The 24,769-nt window shown below is 41.2% G+C and carries 20 protein-coding genes, 1 pseudogene and 1 CRISPR repeat array; of the genes and pseudogenes, 12 read left to right on the top strand and 9 right to left on the bottom strand.

Going from position 1 to position 24,769, the window contains the following annotated elements; all coding sequences use genetic code 11:
- Window positions 1-166 precede the first annotated feature (166 nt).
- From NWP25_RS15060 to NWP25_RS15050, 3 genes are all read left to right on the top strand, one after another.
- Entirely contained in the window at window positions 167-367 is a 201-nt protein-coding gene (locus tag NWP25_RS15060; protein WP_280699709.1) for a hypothetical protein, read from the top strand.
- Window positions 368-541: 174 nt separating this feature from the next.
- On the top strand, window positions 542-1,843 hold the full coding sequence (locus NWP25_RS15055) for a DNA cytosine methyltransferase (protein ID WP_280699708.1): 1,302 nt from the start codon (window positions 542-544) through the stop codon (window positions 1,841-1,843).
- Window positions 1,844-2,550: 707 nt separating this feature from the next.
- Window positions 2,551-4,128: direct repeats of the CRISPR family, unit length 36 nt; unit sequence GTTTCCATTAATTCCACTTCCCCTAAGGGAAGCGAC.
- Between the two features lie 402 nt (window positions 4,129-4,530).
- A complete protein-coding gene (locus NWP25_RS15050) occupies window positions 4,531-6,018 on the top strand; it encodes a S8 family peptidase (protein WP_280699706.1) in 1,488 nt (495 codons plus the stop codon).
- A 340-nt stretch (window positions 6,019-6,358) separates the two neighbouring features.
- On the opposite strand, the gene NWP25_RS15045 is transcribed toward NWP25_RS15050, so the two are convergent.
- From NWP25_RS15045 to xth, 3 genes are all read right to left on the bottom strand, one after another.
- Window positions 6,359-7,855, bottom strand: a complete 1,497-nt coding sequence (locus tag NWP25_RS15045) for an HlyD family efflux transporter periplasmic adaptor subunit (RefSeq protein WP_280651581.1) — start codon at window positions 7,853-7,855, stop codon at window positions 6,359-6,361.
- A gap of 110 nt (window positions 7,856-7,965) precedes the next feature.
- Window positions 7,966-8,841, bottom strand: a complete 876-nt coding sequence (locus tag NWP25_RS15040) for an SDR family oxidoreductase (RefSeq protein WP_280651580.1) — start codon at window positions 8,839-8,841, stop codon at window positions 7,966-7,968.
- Between the two features lie 103 nt (window positions 8,842-8,944).
- Window positions 8,945-9,727, bottom strand: coding sequence for an exodeoxyribonuclease III (gene xth, locus NWP25_RS15035; RefSeq protein WP_280699704.1), 783 nt, complete (start codon window positions 9,725-9,727; stop codon window positions 8,945-8,947).
- 596 nt (window positions 9,728-10,323) lie between these two features.
- Here xth and NWP25_RS15030 point away from each other — a divergent pair.
- Both NWP25_RS15030 and NWP25_RS15025 read left to right on the top strand, forming a co-directional pair.
- Complete coding sequence (locus tag NWP25_RS15030) at window positions 10,324-10,512, top strand: hypothetical protein (RefSeq protein ID WP_280657715.1); 189 nt, start codon at window positions 10,324-10,326, stop codon at window positions 10,510-10,512.
- Window positions 10,513-10,585: 73 nt separating this feature from the next.
- Window positions 10,586-11,626, top strand: coding sequence for a zinc-dependent alcohol dehydrogenase (locus NWP25_RS15025; RefSeq protein WP_280651577.1), 1,041 nt, complete (start codon window positions 10,586-10,588; stop codon window positions 11,624-11,626).
- A 112-nt stretch (window positions 11,627-11,738) separates the two neighbouring features.
- Here the strand turns inward: NWP25_RS15025 and NWP25_RS15020 are convergent.
- Window positions 11,739-12,016, bottom strand: a pseudogene (locus NWP25_RS15020) (Dethiobiotin synthetase); the annotation flags it as partial.
- Between the two features lie 149 nt (window positions 12,017-12,165).
- Window positions 12,166-13,686: a C-3',4' desaturase CrtD gene (crtD, locus tag NWP25_RS15015; RefSeq protein ID WP_280699702.1), complete on the bottom strand. Its 1,521-nt coding sequence runs from the start codon at window positions 13,684-13,686 to the stop codon at window positions 12,166-12,168.
- 151 nt (window positions 13,687-13,837) lie between these two features.
- Here crtD and NWP25_RS15010 point away from each other — a divergent pair, with 151 nt between their 5' ends.
- The 4 genes from NWP25_RS15010 (at window position 13,838) to NWP25_RS18735 (ending at window position 16,987) form a co-directional block, all read left to right on the top strand.
- Window positions 13,838-15,112 (top strand): M16 family metallopeptidase, encoded by a 1,275-nt coding sequence (locus NWP25_RS15010; RefSeq protein ID WP_280657717.1) that lies wholly within the window; start codon window positions 13,838-13,840, stop codon window positions 15,110-15,112.
- 189 nt (window positions 15,113-15,301) lie between these two features.
- A complete protein-coding gene (locus NWP25_RS15005) occupies window positions 15,302-16,180 on the top strand; it encodes a fructosamine kinase family protein (RefSeq protein WP_280651574.1) in 879 nt (292 codons plus the stop codon).
- Between the two features lie 74 nt (window positions 16,181-16,254).
- Window positions 16,255-16,872, top strand: a complete 618-nt coding sequence (locus tag NWP25_RS15000; protein ID WP_280699691.1) for a 2OG-Fe(II) oxygenase — start codon at window positions 16,255-16,257, stop codon at window positions 16,870-16,872.
- The gene (locus NWP25_RS18735) at window positions 16,862-16,987 is read left to right on the top strand and encodes a hypothetical protein (protein ID WP_390903490.1); all 126 of its coding nucleotides are present in this window, start codon (window positions 16,862-16,864) and stop codon (window positions 16,985-16,987) included. The genes NWP25_RS15000 and NWP25_RS18735 overlap by 11 nt, the downstream gene beginning before the upstream one ends.
- Here the strand turns inward: NWP25_RS18735 and NWP25_RS14995 are convergent.
- Together NWP25_RS14995 and hslO are read right to left on the bottom strand one after the other, a co-directional pair.
- On the bottom strand, window positions 16,957-18,999 hold the full coding sequence (locus tag NWP25_RS14995; RefSeq protein WP_280699689.1) for a chromosome segregation ATPase: 2,043 nt from the start codon (window positions 18,997-18,999) through the stop codon (window positions 16,957-16,959). The two genes, NWP25_RS18735 and NWP25_RS14995, sit on opposite strands and share 31 nt — an antisense overlap.
- Window positions 19,000-19,164: 165 nt before the next feature.
- Complete coding sequence (hslO, locus tag NWP25_RS14990; RefSeq protein WP_280651571.1) at window positions 19,165-20,070, bottom strand: Hsp33 family molecular chaperone HslO; 906 nt, start codon at window positions 20,068-20,070, stop codon at window positions 19,165-19,167.
- Window positions 20,071-20,222: 152 nt separating this feature from the next.
- Between hslO and NWP25_RS14985 the strand changes: the two genes are divergently transcribed.
- Window positions 20,223-20,618 (top strand): hypothetical protein, encoded by a 396-nt coding sequence (locus NWP25_RS14985; RefSeq protein WP_280651570.1) that lies wholly within the window; start codon window positions 20,223-20,225, stop codon window positions 20,616-20,618.
- A gap of 68 nt (window positions 20,619-20,686) precedes the next feature.
- Here the strand turns inward: NWP25_RS14985 and NWP25_RS14980 are convergent, their stop codons facing one another.
- Both NWP25_RS14980 and hisD read right to left on the bottom strand, forming a co-directional pair.
- Window positions 20,687-21,112, bottom strand: a complete 426-nt coding sequence (locus NWP25_RS14980) for a universal stress protein (RefSeq protein WP_280651569.1) — start codon at window positions 21,110-21,112, stop codon at window positions 20,687-20,689.
- A 186-nt stretch (window positions 21,113-21,298) separates the two neighbouring features.
- The gene (hisD, locus tag NWP25_RS14975; protein ID WP_280651568.1) at window positions 21,299-22,600 is read right to left on the bottom strand and encodes a histidinol dehydrogenase; all 1,302 of its coding nucleotides are present in this window, start codon (window positions 22,598-22,600) and stop codon (window positions 21,299-21,301) included.
- A 624-nt stretch (window positions 22,601-23,224) separates the two neighbouring features.
- Here hisD and rpsT point away from each other — a divergent pair.
- Together rpsT and NWP25_RS14965 are read left to right on the top strand one after the other, a co-directional pair.
- Window positions 23,225-23,524: a 30S ribosomal protein S20 gene (rpsT, locus tag NWP25_RS14970; RefSeq protein WP_280651567.1), complete on the top strand. Its 300-nt coding sequence runs from the start codon at window positions 23,225-23,227 to the stop codon at window positions 23,522-23,524.
- An 89-nt stretch (window positions 23,525-23,613) separates the two neighbouring features.
- Complete coding sequence (locus NWP25_RS14965; protein ID WP_280651566.1) at window positions 23,614-24,399, top strand: TatD family hydrolase; 786 nt, start codon at window positions 23,614-23,616, stop codon at window positions 24,397-24,399.
- Window positions 24,400-24,769: the final 370 nt, after the last annotated feature.

Below are 24,769 nucleotides of genomic sequence, written 5' to 3'. Positions count from 1 at the left end.
GTGTTGAATCCTGCAATAAAAATTTACAATTTTTGCGTTTTACCCAGATAAAGTTCATTGTCTATTAAGAATAGAGTCATTAATTGCTCAAATTTTGTATCACCGACGCACAACTTGGACAGTTAACAGTCAACAGTCAACAGTCAACATTTCTGTCAAAGAAGCTATGGCTAAAGATAAGGTTGCAAAGAAACCAGCTTTTTTACTTCGAGGGATTCAGGAAGCTTGGATTCCCAGCGAAAACTATGATAAAAACGTTGAATTAAGCATTTTTAATGATTGGTATAATCTACCTTATTCCCTTAAAATCCTAAGTGCAGCCACTACTATGGAAGAATTACAGTATATTCTTACAAAAGAAAAATAATTGATACTTTTCACTGACTTTATATCCCAATATTCTTTAGATAAATTAACAAAAATGTCCGCCAATAAAAATTTATTTATAGTTTTATTCATAAAACTATAAATTAAATGGGATAATAAACCAAGAGTTATTAGTTGGGTTTGTGCATAACTCTAAAAGCATATAGTGATTATTATGAGAAAAAATCAACGACCTATTGCTGTCGATTTGTTTGCTGGTGTTGGTGGCATGACTCTTGGTTTTGAACAGGCGGGATTTGATGTACTTGCATCTGTTGAAATCGATCCAATTCATTGTGCAATACATAAATTTAATTTTCCTTTTTGGGAGATTTTATGTAAAGATATTGTTGATGTTAAAGGTGAAGAAATTAGAAATTATTCCCTCATAGGAGATAGAGAAATTGATGTAGTTTTTGGTGGACCGCCCTGCCAGGGTTTTTCATTAATAGGTAAGCGATGTCTTGATGATCCAAGAAATTCCTTAGTTTTTCATTTTATTAGGCTAGTTTTAGAGTTGCAGCCACAAGTATTTGTCCTTGAAAATGTCAAAGGAATGACAGTAGGAAAACACAAAGTATTTATAGCAGAAATTATTGACAAATTTGAAAAAAGCGGTTACAAAGTTCCCACCGAATACCAAGTTTTGAATGCTGCTAGATATGGAGTGCCCCAGAATCGTGAGAGGTTATTCTTAATAGGTTGTCGTCAGGATTTAGAACTTCCAAATTATCCAGAACCAATTACAAAAATACCAAAAATAAATAAATCAAATTTAAATGACAATCTGCCGTCAAGTCCTACAGTATGGGAGGCTATTAAAGACCTTCCTGAAGTAGAAAATTATGTAGAATTATATGAAAAAGACTGGGTTGTTGCAGATTTTGGTAAGCCAAGTAATTATGCTAGAAAACTTCGTGGACTTTGTTATACAGAAAATAATTATTTATATGAACGTAAATATGATTCCAGAATTCTTACCTCAAGTTTAAGAACACAACATAGTCTAGAATCCATTCAAAGATTTAAGTCTACACCACATGGTAAAACAGAGCCTATAAGTCGTTTCTTGAAACTTGATCCAGAAGGTATATGTAATACATTAAGAGCAGGAACACCTAGTAATCGAGGTGCTTACACTTCTCCTAGACCAATCCATCCCTTTACTCCAAGATGTATCACTGTACGTGAGGCAGCACGCCTCCATTCTTATCCAGATTGGTTTAGATTTCATAGTACTAAATGGCATGGATTTAGACAAATCGGAAACTCTGTTCCACCTCTTTTAGCTAAAGCAGTGGCGTTAGAAATCATAAAAGCTTTAGGTATAGAGCCATCTTATAGGGATATGGTAAAACCATTAGGAGATGTTTCTCTACTAACTCTTGATATGTCAAGAGCAGCTAAACTTTTTGGTGTACATCCGCGTGTTATAGAGCCTAGAACAAGAAGTAATAAGCTTGCGTATGTTATTTGACGACTAACTATGCCACTCTTAAATTAAAATATCAACAATAAGAACAGATATGCCAAAAATATTATTCAGTGATATCTCTTGTTATTGTTTGTAGTATTTTAATTATGATTTTCTATCTATGTAAATAGAGCTTTATTAATTTGCAACTAAAAATATAAGATAAAAAATATAAGGATAAAAATGTTGACTGTTGATTGTCCAAGTTCTGCGTCGGTGATACAAAATTTGAGCAATTAATGACTCTATTCTTAATAGACAATGAACTTTATCTCGGTAAAACGCAAAAATTGTAAATTTTTATTGCAGGATTCAACACTTCTGGATAAAAATAAATTAATACTTATATTCTTCAGTATATTTACCTTTGACTTTTAAACCTATATTTAACACTTTATAAAAATACTTAACTTTATAAAAATACTTATAAAAAATAGTGTATTTGCAGAGAGGTGTCTGGATAGGTAGAGAAGGCAAATACAATCGAATAATTACTGGCATTTTTCATCGTCATTACAAAAAAGGATTACAAAGTTTTAACTTTCACCGTAACGAACTTGTAGAAATTGCTGCTGAATTAAATATTAAGTCAGCTAAGAATCTTAGAGATATTCTTTATTCTTTCCGCTATAGAAGACCACTTCCCAAGGAAATAACAGATACAGCACCAGAAGGAATGGAATGGATTATAGAGTCCAACGATAAAAGTAATTACACTTAATTCCACTTCCCCTAAGGGAAGCGATTTCCAATATTCGTAGGGACGTATTGCAATACGTCCCGTTTCCATTAATTCCACTTCCCCTAAGGGAAGCGACATCTTTGGATAATATAGATTTCTTTAACACCTCTGAGTTTCCATTAATTCCACTTCCCCTAAGGGAAGCGACTAGAAAATCTGGATGACGGCGCAATTTATCTGGGATTGTTTCCATTAATTCCACTTCCCCTAAGGGAAGCGACTTGAACCCTATGTATATAGAGTCCTTAGAACGCAAATATCCGGGTGTTTCCATTAATTCCACTTCCCCTAAGGGAAGCGACAGCCATAGTCGCTTTTGTAGGGTATGACGCATACCACGTTTCCATTAATTCCACTTCCCCTAAGGGAAGCGACGGATTTGGCTTTTTCCCAAAAGTCTAAGTATTCGTCTGAGTTTCCATTAATTCCACTTCCCCTAAGGGAAGCGACTTAATAACGTAGGGTTAAAAAGCGGCCACTATGGCGTTTCCATTAATTCCACTTCCCCTAAGGGAAGCGACCTTAACGTTAACAAAGTCCTTGGGGTTGCCAAGAATGTTTCCATTAATTCCACTTCCCCTAAGGGAAGCGACTTACAGCAACTACTCAAAAACAAGAATATATTTCTATCCGTTTCCATTAATTCCACTTCCCCTAAGGGAAGCGACTTCATCATCTCTCAATGCTTGGTTCAAGGCATCAGGTTTCCATTAATTCCACTTCCCCTAAGGGAAGCGACTGTAGATGGTTTCCACTCCTTTATCGGGCACAGTGACACGGTTAGTTTCCATTAATTCCACTTCCCCTAAGGGAAGCGACAGGAAAAGCAAGGAAGTCACAGATTGGTTCCAGGTGGGTTTCCATTAATTCCACTTCCCCTAAGGGAAGCGACTTAGCTATGACGGGGTATGTTGGAGGGGCACATCCCTAGTTTCCATTAATTCCACTTCCCCTAAGGGAAGCGACCTGAGTATCGAAAAATTTTTCGAATACGTATTGACAGTTTCCATTAATTCCACTTCCCCTAAGGGAAGCGACAAAAACCAGGAAGCAATTGAAATTGCAAAGTATGTGTTTCCATTAATTCCACTTCCCCTAAGGGAAGCGACTCTATCCGCTCCAAATTACTCGGCTCTTCCTCGTGTTTCTGTTTCCATTAATTCCACTTCCCCTAAGGGAAGCGACCCAGCAATAAAATAAGCCCGGAACAATGTAAAAAACTGTTTCCATTAATTCCACTTCCCCTAAGGGAAGCGACTAACACTCCTAGTAGTGTCCGGTATGCCAGTGTCCTTCCGTTTCCATTAATTCCACTTCCCCTAAGGGAAGCGACTCTATAAGAGTGGCCGTCTCAGGAACCGACACAAGTTTCCATTAATTCCACTTCCCCTAAGGGAAGCGACTATCCGGGGAGGTGAGAACCTCCCCAACGCCCAAGTTTCCATTAATTCCACTTCCCCTAAGGGAAGCGACAGCATATGCTAGGAGACTCTGCCCACGGGTGGGGTCGGTTTCCATTAATTCCACTTCCCCTAAGGGAAGCGACTCCCCCATTTTAAACCCTTACCCTGTAATGAGTCTAGAGGCAGTTTCCGAAGTTCAGGAAATTTAACGGCTGAAATGGACTTGAGCATATTAACAAAAACCCTCAAACCCTTATACAGTAAGCGACCGAGGTTCAAAACATAAGAATGAGGATTTGAGGGATTTGGATAGAACTTCGGTGATGGTTCACTGGTGCATTGAGGAATGTAGTTTAGTGGCGCTAGTGGGATGGCCATTTGACCATGAGACTTTTGTAAAAACAATGTCATTTTACTATTTGATTTCATATTAATTTGTGTATAAGAGGTGAAAGACACCTTGGAAAACCTGTGGTGTAGGTAGTTGGCAAATAAAGCCAAATTAAATAGTTTAATTAAATAGTTTGTTTGAGGATAAAAGATATATGCCCATGGATGATAACAATCAGAATTTGTTTCCTCAAGACAACCTAAATTTTACTGGTATTTGTTTACAAGATGCTTTTGCTAGAGAGAATAACTGTACTTTTAGTTTCAATGGTAACAGCAGCTTTAATTTAGCTAGTGATGTTACTACCATGTCTGCGAGGAGTGCTAACTATAGTTCCAATTCTGGGTATGGTTTAATTAATGCTGCTGGCGCAGTGGCTAGGGCTGGGAATCAAAATACTTTTGCTGATGTTCCTGGTGTTGGTGGTAACAATTGGGGAGCAGATTTGGTTAAAGCTCCATCAGCTTGGGCCCAGGGATACACGGGTCAAGGTGTGATTGTCGCTGTGTTAGATACTGGCATTGATTACAACCACGTAGATTTAAATAATAACATTTGGACTAATTCGGGGGAAATTGCTGGTAATGGGATAGATGATGATGGTAATGGCTATGTTGATGATGTTCAGGGCTGGAATTTTACTGACAACAGTAATAATGTGAAAGATATTAATGGTCATGGGACCCACGTAGCTGGGACTATTGCCGGGGAGAAGAATAATCTTGGTGTTACTGGTATTGCCTATGATGCCAAGGTTATGGCAGTAAAAGTATTGAATGATGAAGGAATGAGTTACAATAGTTCCGTTGCTGATGGTATTTACTATGCCGTGAATAATGGGGCTAAGGTAATCAATCTCAGTCTGGGTGGTAATTTTCCTAATGGCAAAATAAAAGCTGCTATTGAATATGCCAGTGGTGAAGGTGCTGTGGTTGTCATGGCAGCAGGTAACAATAGTTACCCCTTTGTTTCTTATCCAGCCCGCTATGCTGATAAATGGGGGTTAGCTGTGGGGGCGGTTGATAGTAACAATAAGATGGCTAATTTCTCTAATAAACCGGGGATGAATTCCTTTCCTTATGTAACTGCTCCTGGGGTTGGTGTTTATTCTACGGTTCCTGGTAATAATTATGCCGAATATAGTGGCACATCTATGGCTACTCCTCACGTTGCTGGTGTGGTTGCTTTGATGTTAAGTGCTAATCCTAATTTGAGTGATGGTGAAATCCGGCAGATGGTTATAGAAACAGCTGAAAATAGTACACAAATAGCCGGTTTTGATTCATTTAATATTACTTCTGTATTTTCTCAAACAGTTGTGGAAGTGTTAGGGAATAGTACATCAGCGAATCCCATGAATAGAAAATTGGAAGTCACAGGTTTAATTGATAGGAATACAGGAATTTCTAATTTGCTTTCTACTTCTTCCTTTACAATGAGAAGTTTATCAATAAGTTCAGGAATGGAGAGAGAATTTCGATATGAAGATAGTATTTTAAAGACTTTCGGTAGTATGAATTGTGGTATTTCTTCTGTTGATGATGTTGAGGAAAATAATCTGGATTTGAAGGATATTAACAAAGTTATGAATCAATGGCAGCAGGTAATGGAAGAATTTAGAAAATTGTTTCCTGATTTTTGATTGTACTGTTTAGCTCACTGACTTGTTTAGGAAGTTGGTGATATTTAGCTTGGTGGTTTATTGAGCCACACTATATATAGCATCAGAAGTGTTGAATCCTGCAATAAAAATTTACAATTTTCGCGTTTTACCTAGATAAAGTTCATTGTCTATTAACAATAGAGTCATTAATTGCTCAAACTTTGTATCACCGACGCATAACTTGGACAGTCAACAGTCAACATATAGTATATTTTATCTAACTAAGTATCAGGGGGGGTAAGTACCCACCCCATAAAAGTTGTATGAGGCTTTTATGATTTATCTCTGTATTTCAGGTTCTGTGCAAGGTGCTGGACAATTACCTGACGGAAAAAGCTTGACTAAATCTGCGAGTTACAGGCTCGATGATGAAAGTTAAGATAGATTTTTGACGAGTGACGATTTCACCATTAGCAGCCATTCCCGGTGTGAGGGGAATTTCTTCGCCCCGGACATTAATTGAGTGTTGATTTAGCTCTATTCTGGTGGGGAAAACTAAACCTAATTCTTCATCGACCACTGCGTTTGGGCTGATTTGCACCACTGTACCATCAATAGTGCCAAATTCTTGAAAAGGAAAAGTTGCCATTTTGACTTTTGCTTTCATTCCTGGACGAATGAATCCAATGTCGCGGTTGAGGACTTTTACTTCTAGTAATATTTCTTCACCAGTGGGCAAAATTGATAGTAATTCTTCACCTACTTGTATAGGTCCTTGGGTGGCTTTGATTTTGTAAATTGTACCTGCTACTGGGGCTGTGATTGTTTCCCCGGCTTGCTGCTTTCTTGCTTGTTCTAATTGACCGTTAATGTTGGTAAGTTCTTGTTGGCGCTGTTGAATTTGAGTTAAAATTTCGCTTTGGCGCTCGGATGCTAAACGCTGCATCTGCTGGCGCACTCCCTGGTGGGCTTGTTGTGCTTGGCGAATTTCTTGGGCTTGGGCTGCAATATCTTTGGTTAACGAGGCTACTTTATCTTGAATTTCTGTTATTCTACTTTTGGCGTTAGTTGCTTCAACCTTTGCTCTCATCATTTCTGTGTTGGCGCGATTTAGTCTTTCTTGGGCTTCTAAGTAATCAATTCTTGGTAATGCTCCAGGACTAATCAGGGTGCGGAGATTTTTTTCTCTTTCTTCGGCGATGGTAATATTTTTGGCAATTTCTGCAATGACGTTTTCTGCATTAATTACGTTGGCTTGGGCATTTTCTTGGCTGGTTTGGGCATTTTTGAGGTTTTCTTGCAATCGTTGTTGGCGTTGTTTTGCTTGAGCAATAATTGCTAGTTGGCGATTTGCTTCTGCTTCTGCTACGGCTTGACGTGCTTGGTAATCTGCAAGACGGGATTCTAACAGTTCATCTTGTAGTTTTGTTCCAGTGGTTTTGGAGCCGATGCGTTCTGCTTGCAAACGGTTTAAGTCTTCGGTAATCAATTGAGCAGATTTACCCAGGCGTGTTACATCTATTTGTTTTAGGTCTGGGTCGCGTTGAATTAAATTTTGACCTTTGGTAACGTGGTCGCCTTCTTTTACTTTGACTTTTAAAATTGACCCATTGTCTAAAGATGTCACTGGTCGGACTTGAGTTGAGGGGATTAATTCTCCTGGGGCGATGGCTACTTCATCTATTTGTGAAAAATTTGCCCAGGCTAGGGTTCCGAATACGACGAAGCTGAGTGTTGCTGCTAAAACTCTGGTATATAGGGGTGGTAATTCTTGTACAGCTTGACCTAATTCATAAGAGAGTTGGTCTTCTGGTTTGGCAAATTGTTGTTTTGTTTGTCGTGCTTGAGGAGCGTTTGCAATTAAGGAATATTTCATAAAATTTTGTAAAACTTTCGATTATTAAAGGACTGGGAGTTAAGAACTGGGGAGTAGAGTGTGGGAAAATCTATTTGATATACTCTATTCCCTAGTCCCTAGTGGTTAATTCAAATAGCTAGATATCGGCGCAGAAAATTTTCTAAAGTTTCTAAGTGAAAATTGAAAATTTTCTCCAAGTTAGCTATTTCTTCTGTTTTACAGAAAAATTCATTGCATAGTAATGTACGATAGGTTCCCAGGGTTTTTTCTCCTTGGGGGTCCAATAAGCTCAAGGCGCTTCGTAACCCATCAACAAGGAATAAAGGTGAGTTAATTACTACTGGTTTTTTCTGGAAAATGCGACTAAAAATTTGGGGAATATCTTCACGCAATAAAATTTCTGGGCCTCCCACTGGTAATATTTGGTTGCGTGCGCTTTCAACTGTGACTGAATCTACTGCTATTTTTGCTAAATCATCGGTACTCACAATTGAGGTGCGGTTTTTGGGGTCACCGATGAGTAAATACAGGCCTGTTTGACGAAAGTTTTCTGCTAGTGGTAGTAGGTTTGATGCTAATCCAGCTGGGCGTAAAATAGTGTAATTCAAGCCACTAGCTGCTAGATATTTTTCTACTGCTCGTTTGGCTTTGAATAGGGGAGCGTCTTCATAACCTCGTTCGGCTCCCAGTACGGAAATAAATACAAAATGCTTTATTTCATTGGCTTTTGCTTGATCGATGAGTTCAATGTTGGCGCGATAGTCTAGGGATAAGGGGTCGCTGTGAGAACCGTGGGTGCTGATAATGTAATCCACACTCTGACAAGCTTTTTCAATATCTTTGTCTCGCCGCAAGTCACCAATGAATATTTCTGCTCCTCGGTGTTCTAGCTCGCTGTAAGACGAGGTGAGGCGGACAAATGCTCGTACCGATTTTTCTTGTAGGCGTAGAAGTCGCACAATTCGGCGACCAATTCCTCCTGTTGCTCCACTGACTAGAAACATAAGGATTTTTGGTGATGAATTCTATCTACACCCTAATGTTACATACTCTCACAATGAAGCAAGGGTACAGTTGAAGTTGTGGAGGTTACTCTGGAGGGGTTTGCTAAATTTCAAGAATTACTGGTGTATGGTCGCTGGGTTGGGGTGATTTTCTGGGGTTCACATCAATGATGCAGCTTTTGGCTTGTTCATAGAGAATTGGTGTGAGGTAATGGTGGTCAATTCTCCACCCCATATTACGCCTAAATGCTCCGGCGCGATAGTCCCACCAACTGTAGTGTCCGCCTTCAGTGGTAAATTTACGAAAGGCATCGGCAAATCCTAAATCTAGAATGTCTCGTAAGGCTTGGCGCTCTGGTTCCGATGCCATGATGTGATTGTCTAAATTAGTTTTTTGGTAGATGTCTTCCGCTGCTAAGGCGATGTTGAAGTCGCCACACATACAGATTTTAGGCTGTGACGGTAAAAGGGTTTGTAAGTAATGGTGTAGTACTTTTAGCCAATTCAGCTTGAATTCATATTTGTCGCTTCCTAATGCTGAACCGTTGGGTACATATAAGTTTACAATGCGAATGCTATCAATTACTCCTGTGATGACTCGCTTTTGCAGGTCCCATGCCGGCTCGATGTTGGGTAAAATGGGGGTGAAACCCACGCTGACATCCTTTAGTGGCTGGCTACTTATTAGGGCTACGCCGTTATAGGCTTTTTGACCGGATGAATAAACATAATATCCTAGTTTTTCAAAGGGCGATCGCGGAAATTCTGGGTCTATGACTTTTGTTTCTTGCAAGCAGAGGATATCGATGGGATTTTGATTTAACCAGAAGATGACTTGTTCTAAGCGAATGCGAATTGAGTTGACATTCCAGGTGACTATTTTCATTGGTGATTTATTATTATTAGTATGTTAATTTTTGATGTAGGTTTTTTACAAATATTTGAAGTTTGCGCAAGATGTTTGTGATAAAAGTTGACATTTTATTATGTTTTTAGTATTCACATTTACAGAATCCTATATTTTGTCAGTATAGCTACCAAAAGTTATTATATTAGGATGATCCCCAAGGTAGATGCAACTATTATAAGGTAAGCTATACACTGGAAGTGTAGCTGGTGTGTGGCTGTTGCTAATGTTTGAATTGATGTTTGAATTGATGTTTTAAAATGCAGTTGTGGTGGTTGAAGGTGAAGTTAAGGAGAGTTGCTCTCACCAGTGTGAGTGAGGTTCATGGAAATCCCATAAGAAAAGGAAGTGTTGAGCAGATTTAAACCCTTGCTTAAATATATTAAGAAAGGTGGTTGGGGATTCTAGGTTTGATGTAAAGTCCAGGGAGGAGCTTGTGGTTAGCTTAGTAAGGTTTTCTCGTTATAAAGCTATAAATATTTGGCTATATTTCTGTTAAGTGTAATTCTATTAAAGTTTGTTTTAATTAACAAGTTTTTCTGCAAATTTTTAAACATAATAATGAGGATATAGGTATGAATATGAGAGCTAACACTTGTCTGTGTTGCGGTGGTTACCTCCTGCGTCATGTCCGTCATGGAGAAGTATATTGGTTTTGCCAATCTTGCAGGCAAGAGGTGCCTTTATTGACAACAATTCCTGGGCATAATTCCTCTGTGGAAACTCGCAATATTGGAGTGCATCAAGGAACATTAAGGGAGTAAGTGGGTAGATGACTGTTTTGTTTGGTCGCAATGTGATACACTAAGAGGATGCTAATTAGTTAGGTCGTCGGCTGTGTTGGCAGCTTTACTCTACGGTCGAGAAGATTTACGTTTGGAAAAAGTTGTTGACCCCACTCCGGAACCTGGTGAGGTAGTAATAGCGGTGGGTGCAGCGACAACCTGTGGCACCGATTTGAAGGTGTGGCGGCGTGGTGGTCATGCGAAAATGCTGACACTACCTACGCTGTTTGGTCATGAGGGCGCTGGGGAAATTGTGGCGGTGGGTGCTGGTGTAACTGATTGGCGGGTGGGCGATCGCGTTGTTGCTAATAATTCTGCGCCTTGCATGAAATGCTTTTTTTGTCAACGGCGAGAGTATTCCTTGTGTCCTAATATTATATGGAACAATGGCACTTTTGCGGAATACCTGAAAATTCCTGGGGCAATAGTACAACAGAATTTGTTAAGGATTCCCGATGGTTTGCCGTTGCCATTAGCATCCATGACTGAACCTTTGGCTTGTGTGTTGCACGGCGTGGCTCGTTCTCAGATTAAGCCCCAAGACCGGGTGGTTGTCTTAGGAGATGGGGCTATTGGTTTGATGTTTGTGGCGGTTCTGGCTGATACAACAGAAGTGTTGCTGTGGGGAGGTAATGACCACAGGCTGGAAGTTGGTGGAAAACTGGGTGCAGTTCGTACTTTTAACTATCATCAAATCTCAGATATTCCTGCTGTGGTGAAAGAATTAACTCAGGGACGGGGTGCAGATGTGGTGATTGAGGCCACTGGCGTACCTGGGGTGTGGGAAACTGCCATTGCTTGTGGGCGTGCTGGTGCAACTGTTAATTTGTTCGGTGGTTGTCCACGAGATACGACTATTACGGTTAATACGGAACGGTTACATTACAGTGAACTGACTTTGAAAGGTGTGTTTCATAATACACCGGAGTATGTGCGGGCAGCTTTGGCGCTGATAGCTGGTGGTAGAATACCTTTTGAGTTGTTGATTAGTGAAGAGCGATCGCTGGGGGATTTAGAACAGGTGTTTTGTGATATGAAGGAGCGTAAGGTTATTAAGGTGGCGATTGTGCCTCAGGCGGAGCAAAGAAAATGAAGGAGTTTTTGAGTTGTGATTATCCCCTGGGGGACTTTGGTCAGATGAGGGTTTTACTGAAGGCTGACTTTGATAGATTGGGGACTGAATTGGGAGGGTGTAATGGTTAGTTTTATATTCCCCTTAATCCCACGGTGGATGGGGTTTGCCAAATACTACAAAAAATGCTTTCGGTACGTAGGAAATTCTCAGTAAATCTTCTGTTATTAAAGCTGGCCAATGAACTCCAGCTTTGTGTCCAGGAAGAAATATTTGTTGTGCTTTAACACCCAGTTGATAAAGGGCAAATTCTAATTCTCGGTCAAAATTCCGTGGGTCTTTTATGGATTCAAAGACTACTTTTAAGGCCAAGAAAATTGAGGTAATCTGACCGGCTACTAGTGGTTTTCCTCCTGTTTCGTAATTCATTTCTGCTGTTTTACAGCAGATTTCGTGATTACGAAGTACAAATCATAATCACGAAACTTTTGTGGGGTGGGCATCTTGCCCGCCAATACTGTATGTCACCACACCGGAAAGTGCTCTATATCCATCTATTATTAGTGTGGAGTTTGTGCTTCAATTTGTCTCACCACTGTCAGTGCTGAGTAGCTTACCCCTGCTGTACCTTCTCCTGGATGAGTGGAGTCCCCCACTAGCCATAAATGTTTGATGGGTGTCCGATTGGCAAAACCAAAGGGGCCAAAGGTGGCTATTCTTTGACCAATACCCCCAACTATGCCCCGATGGCGTCCTGTGTAATGAGCAAAGGTGCGGGGTGTGGCAGCTTCTTGATAAATGATGGTTTCTGGTTTGAGGTAAAAGTGTTGGCTAAGATGAGCGATGGCTTGTTGTGTATATTTGTGTTTCAATTGTTGATAATTTTCAGTTTCCCACCAGGGTGCAGGATCAACGAAGGATGAGGCGATAATTGTGGCTTTTCCTTCGGGGGCCCGTCCGTCTCCTGGATGACTAACAGAAACAAATAAAGAATTATTTTCGCTAATGGGTTTATTGATATCATACAAAAATTGTAGGTGGGGAGGACAATTTAGCGGAATGGCGCTGATATCTACACCTAAATACACTACGAAGGCGCTTGATGCCGGCGGCAATTTTTCTACTCGCTTTTTATAGCCAGATGGAGTTTTTTCTCCTAATAGTTGCACCAGGTTCTGGACGGTAACGTTGGCAATTACATGATCTACAAGTTCTGTGGATATTTCCCCTGTTTTCTGGTTTCTGATGACTAAGGCGGTGGCCTTGTTGTTTTCTACGTTGATTTGTTCTACAGTGTGGCGCATTAGTAGTTTACCGCCATCTCTGATTAGGGATTCAACTAGGCCATCGCTTAGTACTTGCATACTACCTTGTAGATGAAATAGCCCCTGGGGGAGTTGGGATACCCTTAAGGCGGTTGCAGCATACAGTAAGGCTGTTTCTTCAGCGTTTACTTGGGAATATAGTTTGAGTTGCAAATCTAAAAATGTTCTCAGACGATGGTTATTGTCTAGTTTGTAAAACCGTAAGGCATCGCCAACAGTAAATAATGTGTAGGGTACGGTAATTAACGTACTGGGGCGCACTGCTTGGGTGAGTTGCCATAAATCCCAGACATTGCGCGGTGGTAGTACGGGATCTCGTGCTTGGAATTGCCAACTAGCTTCAAATAGCACTGCCATCATTTGCCAAAAGGGTTCACTACCGGGAAATTGGCGTTGGCGTTCTTCTTTCCATTTGTTGGGATCCCGCCAGACGTTAATCGGTGTAGTTTCCCCGGGTAAATAGACAGCACAAGCGGGGTCGCAGGGTGTAGCTTCTGGTAAGTCTATGGATAATTCTGAGAATATGCGGTGATGAATTCCCCCTGGTTCTAATCCTGCTACTTGAGTAGCCCCCACATCAAAGATAAATCCTTGACGTTTAAATGTGGAAGCGCAGCCCCCCGGTACTAGGGCTTGGTCCAGGACTAAAACGCTGTAGCCTCGGTGGGCTAATAAAGCTGCCGCAGTTAGTCCTCCTATCCCTGCACCGATAACCGCAACACGGCATTTGCTCCTGTGAGTAAAAATATTGCTCATTAATACTTGTCTTTACAAATTTTAATATTACTACTCATAATTTTACGACATCTCTAAAGAAAAAAGCTGTGTAGTTTTTACAACTTAAGATGCTGATTTGAATTGGTAGATAAGATGGAAGAATAACAAAGCTGTTCAATGCTCACTAGCTATGACTTCAACGTTGCTAAAATTTTCTCGCATAAATGCCCCCACAGTGCATAAGTTACCCAATGGTTTGACCATAGTTGCAGAACAAATGCCAGTTGAAGCTGTAAATCTCAGTTTGTGGATTAATGTTGGCTCGGCGGTGGAATCTGATGCTATTAATGGCATGGCTCATTTTTTGGAGCATATGATTTTTAAAGGAACCGAGCGATTGGCCGCTGGTGAGTTTGAACGTCAAATTGAAGAAAGAGGTGCTGTGACCAATGCTGTCACTAGTCAAGATTACACTCATTTCTACATAACCACTGCTCCTAGGGATTTTGCTGAGTTAGCCTCACTGCAAATGGACGTGGTATGTAACGCTAGTATTCCTGATGATGGTTTTCAACGTGAACGTTTGGTGGTTTTGGAGGAAATTAGACGTTCTGAAGATAATCCTCGGCGGCGGATATTTAAGCGGGCAATGGAAACAGCATTTACGCGGTTACCTTATCGCCGTCCAGTGTTGGGTACAGAAGCGGTGATTTCTCAACTCCAAGTCCAGGAAATGCGGGATTTTTATGGTAGTTGGTATCAACCAGAGTCAATTACCGCCGTAGCTGTAGGTAATTTACCTGTAGAAAAATTAATTGCTACTGTGGCTGAGTCATTTGGTCATAGTCAACGGTTAACTGTTAAGGGTCAACAGGTGACAGTTGATCCTGAACCGAGGTTTACGGAAATTGTCCGCAGGGAATTTATTGATGAGGGTCTTCAGCAAGCTCGTTTAGTGATGGTTTGGCGGGTTCCAGGATTAGGAGAATTAGATAATGTCTATGGGTTAGATGTTTTGGCGGGAATTTTAGGACACGGACAAACTTCACGATTGGTAAGGGATTTGCGGGAAGAACGGGGATTGGTGAATTCTGTTTCCGTGAGTAATATGACTAATAAGTTACAAGGAACGTTTTATATTTCTGCTCAATGTGCAGTGGAAAATTTACCAGCTGTGGAAGAGGCTATCGCTGAACATATGGGTATACTACAAACAGAATTAGTTTCTGATAAAGAAATTGCTCGTGTAGGGCGATGGGTAGCCAACAAATTTATATTTGCTAATGAAACACCAAGCGATCGCGCAGGTTTATACGGTTACTACCAATCTATGATGGGGGATTTAGAACCAGCTTTGAATTACCCAAATCATATTCGCTCTCAGGATGCAATTAAGTTAATAAAAGCAGCAAAACAGTATCTCTCTCCAGATGCTTATGGTGTAGTTGTGTTCAAACCCCGCTGAACATGGTGCATTTCATCTGAGTAGGTACAAGGGTGAGAAAGATGCTATTGATTTGATACTCCCTATGCCTTTTAAGCAGGGGATTATCAACACCGATATCAATTAGTTCAAATAATCAACATGTACAAGTCTGCTCAAGTTTTTTTCGTTTTTTTCAGAAAATCCTAAAGATTTCCTAAAGATTTAAAAATGTGGACAGAAATTGACACTCATATTAGTGAAGTAACTGGTGCAAAATTTCAAACTCAGCATAAGGGCAGTGTTCGTGGTGGCTGCATTAATGAAGGTTATGCCATTTCTGATGGTAATTTGACTTACTTTGTGAAGCTTAATCGGACATCTCAACTTGAGATGTTTGCAGCTGAGGCCCTGGGTTTACAGGAAATATTGGCTACGAATAGCATTCGTGTACCGAAACCAATTTGCTGGGGTGCTATTGGTAATTGTGGCTATATTGTTTTGGAATGGTTGGAAATGGGAGGGGGTAATAGTCAATCCTGGTTAGAAATGGGACGCAAGCTAGCAGCCATGCACAAAGTCACCACTAGCAAAGGTTTTGGATGGAAAATTAACAATATTATTGGTTCTACGCCCCAAATTAACACTTGGACAGGAAACTGGGGGGAGTTTTATAGTCAATATCGTCTGAGTTATCAATTTGAGTTAGCTAGGGAACGGGGTGGGAGTTTTCCTCGACAAAATCAGTTACTGGCGGCTATTCCTGAACTGTTGGCTAGTCATGACGTGCAGCCATGTTTAGTCCATGGTGATTTATGGGGTGGCAATGCTAGGTTTATCATTGGGGGTGAACCTGTGATATTTGACCCTGCTATTTATTTTGGCCACAGGGAAGTAGATATTGCTATGACGGAATTATTTGGTGGTTTTCCATCTGGATTCTACCAAGGTTACAACGAGGTTTTTCCTTTAGACCCAGGTTATGAGCAGAGAAAAACAATTTATAATCTGTATCACATTCTCAATCATTTTAATTTGTTTGGGGGTGATTATGGTTCCCAAGGGAATCGGATGATTGACCAGATTTTGCACTGGGCACTAAAAAGTTGACTACAAAGCAAGACAATTCACTTTTGAACTGTTCACATGGCACCCATTGTTTTTTATCACTTCCCAGGCTTATTGTGAAATACTGTCAACAGCAGCACAACGCTTTCCCCAATGACTACTTAAATAATCTGTGGGGAGAAATCCGGGCTTGTCCTTATTTTGCTGTCAATAATCTCAACGGTGATTTTGTGGGGACTAAGGGTTTCTCTTTGGTATTTAAGCGATCGCATATTTCCGTGGTAGAACAAAAATTTCCCTATTTTAAGCTTTATTTAGATTTAGCTCTCCAAGCAAGTTGTAATGCTTTTTACCTCAATCCCTTGCAACTTAAAGAAGGTTCCCGTGTGGACCCCCACATTGATCGGTCGTTGCGTTCTTACTGTAAAACCGTTGCACCACCTCTGTTTGTCAGTGTTCTTTATGTGCGCTTACCTGAAGATATGCAAGGAGGAGAGTTGGTACTTAAGTCAGAGAAGCGCCAACTTGGGCAAATTAAACCGCAAATCAATACTTTATTGTGTTTTCAAGGTGATTTAATTCATTCTGTTAATACTGTAAAAACATCAGGACATCGCTTGAGTTTGGTTTGTGAACAATATAGTTTAAGTGAAGGGGAGCTAGTAGAAATACCCGAGTTTACTGTGGAATCAAGAACTAAAACTACGAATCGCACCAAAAAATATGCTTCATAGCTTAGTTCTCAACTTTTTCCCCCTGTCTAATATCCCTCCCCAGTTTCTTACAGTGAGACATCTCCACAGTTTTAATATAAAAAATTACTGCTCAATAATGGGGAGACTCGGCTGAAAATCTGGAGATTCAGGCTGAAGTAGATACTGCCAATTCCGAATTTGCTGTTGCGCGGTACTATAAGCAGAACTATTGGGTGGAATTAATTTAGCAGTTTCAATGGCTCTGACAACATTAAGATTACTCTGGGAACGAGCAATATCTAATAATTCCTGACTCCATTGATCAATAGCAATGTTCACATCCATACGCAATAAGCTATTTCTAGGAATTCTGCTTGCTATTTTTATTGCCTGAGATAATGCGTCCGATGTGCCTGCAATAGCTACTTGTTTGGCTTTGTTCCAGTTTTCTTTAGCTCGGATCTGCTCTTGCCAATTTGTTATGTTTTTTCTGGCTTCCCTAGCAAGGGCTCGCCCTGATGATGCAACTGGTTGGGCAATGGTAATAGCATTCCTTAAATCACCACTCTGGGCTAGCATTTTTGCTTGATCTAAATAGGGCTGATCTTGTATTCGCTCCACAGATGCTGTCCATTTGCTGATGTTGCTCTGGGCTTCAGAATACAATGCTCGACCCCGAGGAATTCGGCTTGCTTCTGATATTGCAGCTTGCAAAGAATTAATGTCATCAAGCCATGCCAATTGTTGAGCGCGTTCTAAAATAGGTCTGTCTTCAATAGTTTCTATTTGGTTACGCCAACGGTTCATTTCTTTTCTAGCTTCTGAAGCCCGGGGGTTGTTGGAAGGAATTAACTCGATTTCACTAATTGCTGCTGTTAAATCTTCGATAGTTCCCTGGGTGGCAAGTGACCTGGCTTTTTCTAACCGCGTCACATCCTCGATTTCCAGTTGCCAAAGAGAAATCAATTCTTGTGCCTTATCATAAGTTGGTCTAGAAACATCAATTTGTTGGGCTTGAAAAATAGCTATTTCTAAACCCGATACCGTACCCATCCAGGCACTACTGTAGGCATCAGCTAAAGTGATAAAGTCTTCTACTTCTGACTGTAATCCTGTGTTTTGCGGGATTTGTCTGGCAATATCTAGGGCTGTGTTCGCATCGCGGCTACGGAGACTCGCTTCTGCCAAATCGAGCATTTTACGTCCAATTTCCGGAATCAGCTCCTGCGCTGCTTCATACATATAGCTTTCCGGTTTAATGGATTCAGATATTTTAACGGCTTTTAGTAAGTTATTGACTGCTTTACTATTGGCTAAACTTTCCGCTTTTGTTAATTTATCACCATCTTCCCGTGCTGAAGTAATTAAATCACTCAATTGATCATACTTGACAGTTGACCAATACTCATTATTCACACGCAGTAATTTAGCCGCTACCATAAATGCTAAATTCCAACGCCGTTGTTTGAGTTCTTCTTCAGCTTCCGTGTATATAGCTTGTGCTTTAGACCAAGTTGATTCCCACTTGCTGATTTGTTCACCTACCAGTTCATATGGTGGTAGGTCGGGAGGTATTTGACGGGCGGTAGCGATGGCTTCTTGTAAATTTCCGGCTTGAAAACTTTGGTCTGCCAATTGCAAAATATCCCGTGACCATTCTTCTAAGAAACGATTAATTTCTCCCCGCAGGGGGTGCTCATCTGGTATCTTACTGACTATAGCGATCGCTTGCAACAAATCCTTGACATTTTGCTTAGAAGCTGATATCTGAGCGCAATGTAATTTGACTGAAGCACTGACAAAGGGTCGGTAAATCCCAGGGCAATTGGGGGCGCTTGGTAATTTGAGCAGCATTGCCATAGCGAGAAATCCCACGCTACCTGGAATTAACGTTAACATTAGTACCCACACAAACCAGTTTTTCATCCAGTCTGGGATTTTCCCAGGATTTTTACCTGGTAAATTATTTTCTGCTGACTGAGGATTTAAACATAATTCGGGGTTGTCCTGTTCTTGTTGCTTCACTGACTCAGAGGTAGAACCAGCACCCGATACACCAAATGTTGGAACTTCACCGAATTGTGGCGTTCGGTATAATTTTCTCATATCATCTGGCTCTCCTGCCCTAGATGGGTTCCAAGTTTTAGGAATATCCCGCTCTGTCATCTCTCACACCAAAATAGTTGAATAGGAATCTGTTTTGGGCTGATAATTATGATACTGTCGCAGTAACTTTGTCGTAGTTGAAAAGCTATTTTAAAGCCACTTTATTAAATACCCTACCACCACAGATACCATAAATACTATCAACCTTTAGTATTAATCTATACTTTAAAGTGAAACAGAAGATTCAGCCTGCAAGTCAACTATTAATTGAGCTAAGTGGTTGCTATTTGCTTGATAAACTTCTCCACAAAACTCACAAATGGCTTCAGCGCCATCATCTTTAATAATCATGTCTTGCAACTCGTCTTTGCCTAGGATTTTTAATGCTCCCAGTACACGGTCAAAAGAGCAACCACAGTGGAAGCGCAAGATTTGACGTTCGGGGAATATAGACAAACTCATGTCCCCTAGTAGGTCATTAAAAATTTCTGGCAATGTTTTACCTGCTTGTAACAATGGTGTAAATCCAGACAACCCAGCTACCCTTGATTCTAATGTTGCTACTAGGGATTCATCTCTGGCAGCCTTGGGCAAAACTTGAACTAGCAACCCTCCGGCGGCTTGTACACCAGTTGCTCCTACAAACACACCTAAAACCAGGGCTGAAGGAGTTTGTTCGGAATTAACTAAGTAATGAGCTACATCGTCGCCTATTTCTCCCGATATTAGTTCCACTGTACTGGAGTAAGGATAGCCATAACCGATGTCGCGCACTACATAGAGGTAGCCTTGACCCACTGCACCACCTACATCTAGTTTACCTTTTTTGTTAGGAGGTAATTCGACTCCAGGATTGGCAACGTAGCCGCGCACTGTTCCATCCAAGCCAGCATCTACCAAGATACCACCTAATGGACCATTGCCTTTGACACGAATATTTACCCTAGAACCAGGCCGCTTCATACTAGAAGCCATTAATAAACCAGCTGCCATACTCCGGCCCAGTGCTGCCGTTGCCACATAAGACAACTTGTGACGTTGCCGTGCTTCTTCTGTCAAACGATTGGTAATCACACCTACAGCACGGATACCACCGTCGGCTGCTGTGGCACGAATTAATTGATCAGCCATGGAAAACCTTCAATTTCTTAACAAGTCTACTTTGTCTATATTCTAAATACTTGTCTCGTAGAAAAACGACACTGTGATAAGTGATTGTATTTGCAATACTAGAACTACAATCCACTAAAATTTCAGACCTGATCTTTAAACAATTCTTAAAAATGCTGGGTAATTTTCAACAAAGTCAACTACGGATAGAAATCACTGCCTCTGCCAGTGCGATTCGTGAAAGTTTGCAAAATCCTGACAATGTAGGGAAATGGCTTGTGGGGCAAAAGTTGCCACCAGGAATGCCAGAAGAGTTACACCCTGGATATCAGTTTACAAGCTGGACTGGGCTAGTTTCAATTCACCATCAAGTGCAGGTGGCAAAACCCAATTGTTTACGGTTGCTACTCAGTGGAGGCATTGATGGCTTTCATGAATGGTACTGGGGAGAAGGTTGGGTGCAGTCTCGCTTGGAGGGAGTTTCAATGTTGCCTCTCAATTTAGGTCAGACCCTAAATTTGTTGAGTTTACGTCATTTTTTAGTAAATCAAAAGCCCAGAACTAATTAATGGCTGTTGGTATCTGGCTGATTATGGCGATTCCTGCTTTTAATTATGGAATTGCCAAAAAGCAGTAATTAAGTTGGTTTAACTACCAATACGGAACAATTGGCTTCTTCTACTACCTGAGTACTGACAGAACCTAAAACAATTCGCTTCATCCCTGTTAACCCGCGACTGCCAATTAGAATTAGATCAGCCTTGTAGATATTGGCAAGACGAATAATTTCTTCGGCAGGATCGCCGGTTACCAACTCTAGTTCGCTGTTAAATGATAAATTTTCTTTATAGTTTAACAGTTGTTTTTCAATGGGAAAATCAAAAAACTTTGAAGATTTTGGATTAGGGCGATCTGCGGGCAGTTGCTTCTCTGATTCCGAGGTGGGAAACACATGACAGAGAATGACTTTGGCATCATTGGCAAATACCAAGTCGTTTAAAGCTTGAATGACTCTTCCTGCAATTTCTGATTCATCAAGAGCTACCAAAACATTTTTTAGCACCACTGATCTCCTCCAAGGTAGACCTCTTTAATATAATTGGTTGATACAAGTTGTGGGCGGTTAGAGCTTTGGTTCAAAGGATTTCAATCAATGACTGCTGATTAACTCCACTACTGTTCAATTTTATATCCTGCAGCCATGGGGTAGTTTTGTCCAATAGTTTATGAAAAAAAACAATATTCTCAATCATTCTTCCTGCTGAATCCTGCGTCTGACTGAATCTTTATGGGATGGCAGTCCCTCAGCTGTTGCTAGGGCATCGATGGCCCCAGCTGCTCTTTGTAGTGCAGTACGCGAGTATTGAATAATACTCGAATGTTTAAGAAATGTTTCTACTCCTAAAGGTGAAGCGTAACGAGCTGCGCCGGAAGTGGGCAAGGTGTGGTTAGGCCCTGCTACATAGTCTCCTACAGCTTCTGGGGTGGAATAGCCCAGGAATATTGCCCCGGCGTGACGAATTTCTGAAAGTAGAGTCCAAGGATCTTCAACTTGTAGTTCTAAATGTTCGGGGGCAAATTCATTAGAAAACTCTGCTGCTGCTGACAAAGATTCCACTACGACAATCAAGCCATAGTGAGCGATAGCTTTTTCTGTATCTATCCGTCGTGGATGATCTACTAATTGTCTTTCTACAGCTACTTGGACATTTTTCGCTAAAGCCGTGTCTGTGGTCAATAAAATTGCCGCCGCCATTGGGTCATGTTCAGCTTGTGCTAACAAGTCAGCTGCCACATTGACTGGATTTGCTGTTTCATCGGCAATAATTAGTACTTCACTGGGCCCCGCTAGGGAGTCAATGCCCACAGTGCCGTAAACCAGTTTTTTGGCTAAGGTGACGTAAATATTGCCAGGGCCAGTAATGATATCCACCTTAGGAATTGTATTTGTACCGTAGGCTAAAGCTGCGATGGCTTGGGCTCCGCCAACACGATAAATTTCTTGTATTCCTGCTTCTTGGGCAGCTACCAAAACAGCTGGGTTAATTGCTTTTGTTTTACCTGGTGGTGTCACCATGACTACACGAGTTACACCAGCCACTTTGGCCGGAATACCGTTCATGAGTACGGTACTGGGATAGGCAGCACGACCGCCAGGCACATATAAACCGGCAATATCTACTGGGGTATAGCGTTTGCCCACCACCACATCATCATCGCCAAAATGTACCCAACTTTTGGGAATACGCTGTCGGTGAAATGCTTCAATTTGGCGGCTAGCTAACTGAATTGCCTGGAGCAACTCCTTCGATACTTGTTGGTAGGCTGCATCAAGTTCTGACCCACTAACACGCAATTCCTCTAATTTTAGAGTTTGGTGATCGAATTCAGCTGTATAATGCAAAACAGCTTTGTCGCCTTGGCGCTGCACTGCTTGCAATACTTCGCGCACAGTTGCTTCTTTGTGAAGAACCTGTGCGTCCTGTGTGCGATTGCAGATACGTTGCAGTTCTGCTACAACATCTGCCTGCTGAGTAATGATTCGCAGCATGGAGTAAGGAGAATGCCAAAATTTAGAATATTCCCGCCTGAGAATTAGTCTTAACTTTTGACCAGTGAGCTGGTGGAGCTAAATCTAATTCTCTTCTCTAGCTTAACCTGGATTTTTTTTGATACTCCGGGGCTTGCTAGCACATAGTTTGCCGGAGAAGGCGACTTCATTCCTCAGTCCGAATTATCTTGTTGGCTCACCCTGGCGGTCAGCCCTTGGATATACGGCAGGGAGAAGGTGTGCCATACCTACTACCCTTACAACCTAGCCTGGTCTCCTGGGCACTGTCCTGGGGGAGTTTTTGCACATCCAGTTTTCCTGCATCAAGGAGGTGAAGTAGGGTCTGAGTATAAACTGTACTTATTTTTTTAGTCTACTAACTAACATTTATCAGGGGTGTCTTATTTTAACGCATTTTTTGCGTCGATTGCACATCAACTGCAAAGTTGTCAAGGATACTTTTGGCGACTGATGATTGTTTATTGGTTGTTAGTCATCAAACAATGACTGGTCAGTGGTTGAGAGAAACTTTTTTTTTGATAAATTCTGACATTGGCATGATGAATGCTATATTAGTAAGTCTAGTAGTGTGTGTACATATTAATAGTATTTTTGGAATTGACCGTGGCGAATACAAAATCTGCTCTCAAACGCGCCGAAATCGCAGAACGCAATCGTCTGCGTAACAAAGCTTATAAGTCAGCAGTAAAAACGCTGATGAAAAAATACTTCACGGCAGTAAATGTTTATGCTGCTAATCCTAACTCAGAATTAGAAAAAGAGGTACAGGTGCGTCTGTCTGAGGCTTTCAGCAAAATTGATAAGGCTGTCAAGCGGGGTGTTCTCCATCCAAACAATGGCGCTAGGAAAAAATCAAGGCTAGCAACGAAGCTCAAACCCCTGACTGCGCCATCTGCTGAGTAGTTTAATTCTTCAGTAATCGGTAAATATATTAAATATAACTGATTACTGACGGTGCAATTAGGACAAGTGAGTGATGACGGATAACTGGAATGCAGCTGATTGATACTCACGTTCATTTGAACTTTGATACATTCCAACCGGATTTAGCGACAGTGCGATCGCGATGGCAACAGGCGGGTGTAGTGCATCTAGTACATTCCTGTGTTGAGCCATCAGAGTTCTCCACTATCCAGGCCTTAGCGCACCAGTTTCCAGAACTGAGCTTTGCCGTTGGTTTACATCCTTTAGATGCAGATAAATGGGACAGGGATACAGGGGCGGAAATTAAAGCTTTGGCTCGATCAGATCCGAAGGTTGTGGCCATTGGAGAAATGGGCATGGATCTTTATAAAGCAGATAACTATGCAGTTCAGCGCATGGCTTTTGAAGCTCAACTGGCCATCGCTTGTGAACTGAATCTACCGGTGATTATCCATTGTCGTGATGCTGCCACACAAGTGAGGGAAGTTTTACAACAGTGGCGGGAAAGCACCAAAGTAATTCCCAGGGGTGTAATGCATTGTTGGGGTGGAACACCAGAGGAAACAAAATGGTTTCTGGATTTGGGCTTTTATATTAGTTTTAGTGGAACGGTAACGTTTAAAAACGCTAAAACTATACAAGCTTCAGCGGCGATAGTGAGTAGCGATCGGCTGCTTGTGGAAACAGACTGCCCTTTTTTGTCTCCTGTACCTAAACGAGGTGAGAAGCGAAATGAGCCAGCCTATGTCCGTTATGTAGCGGAACAAGTAGCTCATTTGCGTGGGGAGACATTGGAAGCCATCGCGGCTCAAACTACCCAAAATGCCTGCGAATTGTTTCGATTAGCGTTATAAAATCTGCTCATCCATCTCCAGGCTGGAGGGAAAAAATAAAACCCCAGGAAGACAAAATTGTGTTAGCATTAGTCCCTCCAAAACATTTTGAATAAGCCATAATAAAAAAGGAAGGAATTAAAAACTTTTTAGATTGATTTAGCACTGTTATCAACCCGATCATCCACCTCATCTCTACACGCGGATGTTCTGAATTTATGACTGATGTCAAAATTCGACGGTCACCTAGAGTTTAGCCAAAAGCGCTTGTAATGTATTTAAACTATAGGAAATTGTTAAAAAACGTAAATTATTTTGAGAAAAAACCCACGAAAATCAAACCCAAGCAATCACGCGGATCTTTCCCTGGGTGTAGGGGACTCTCCTAAGT

It is taken from the genome of Umezakia ovalisporum Ak1311, assembly GCF_029891685.1.
GTDB lineage: Bacteria > Cyanobacteriota > Cyanobacteriia > Cyanobacteriales > Nostocaceae > Umezakia > Umezakia ovalisporum.
This window is presented reverse-complemented; position numbering and strand designations above follow the sequence as displayed.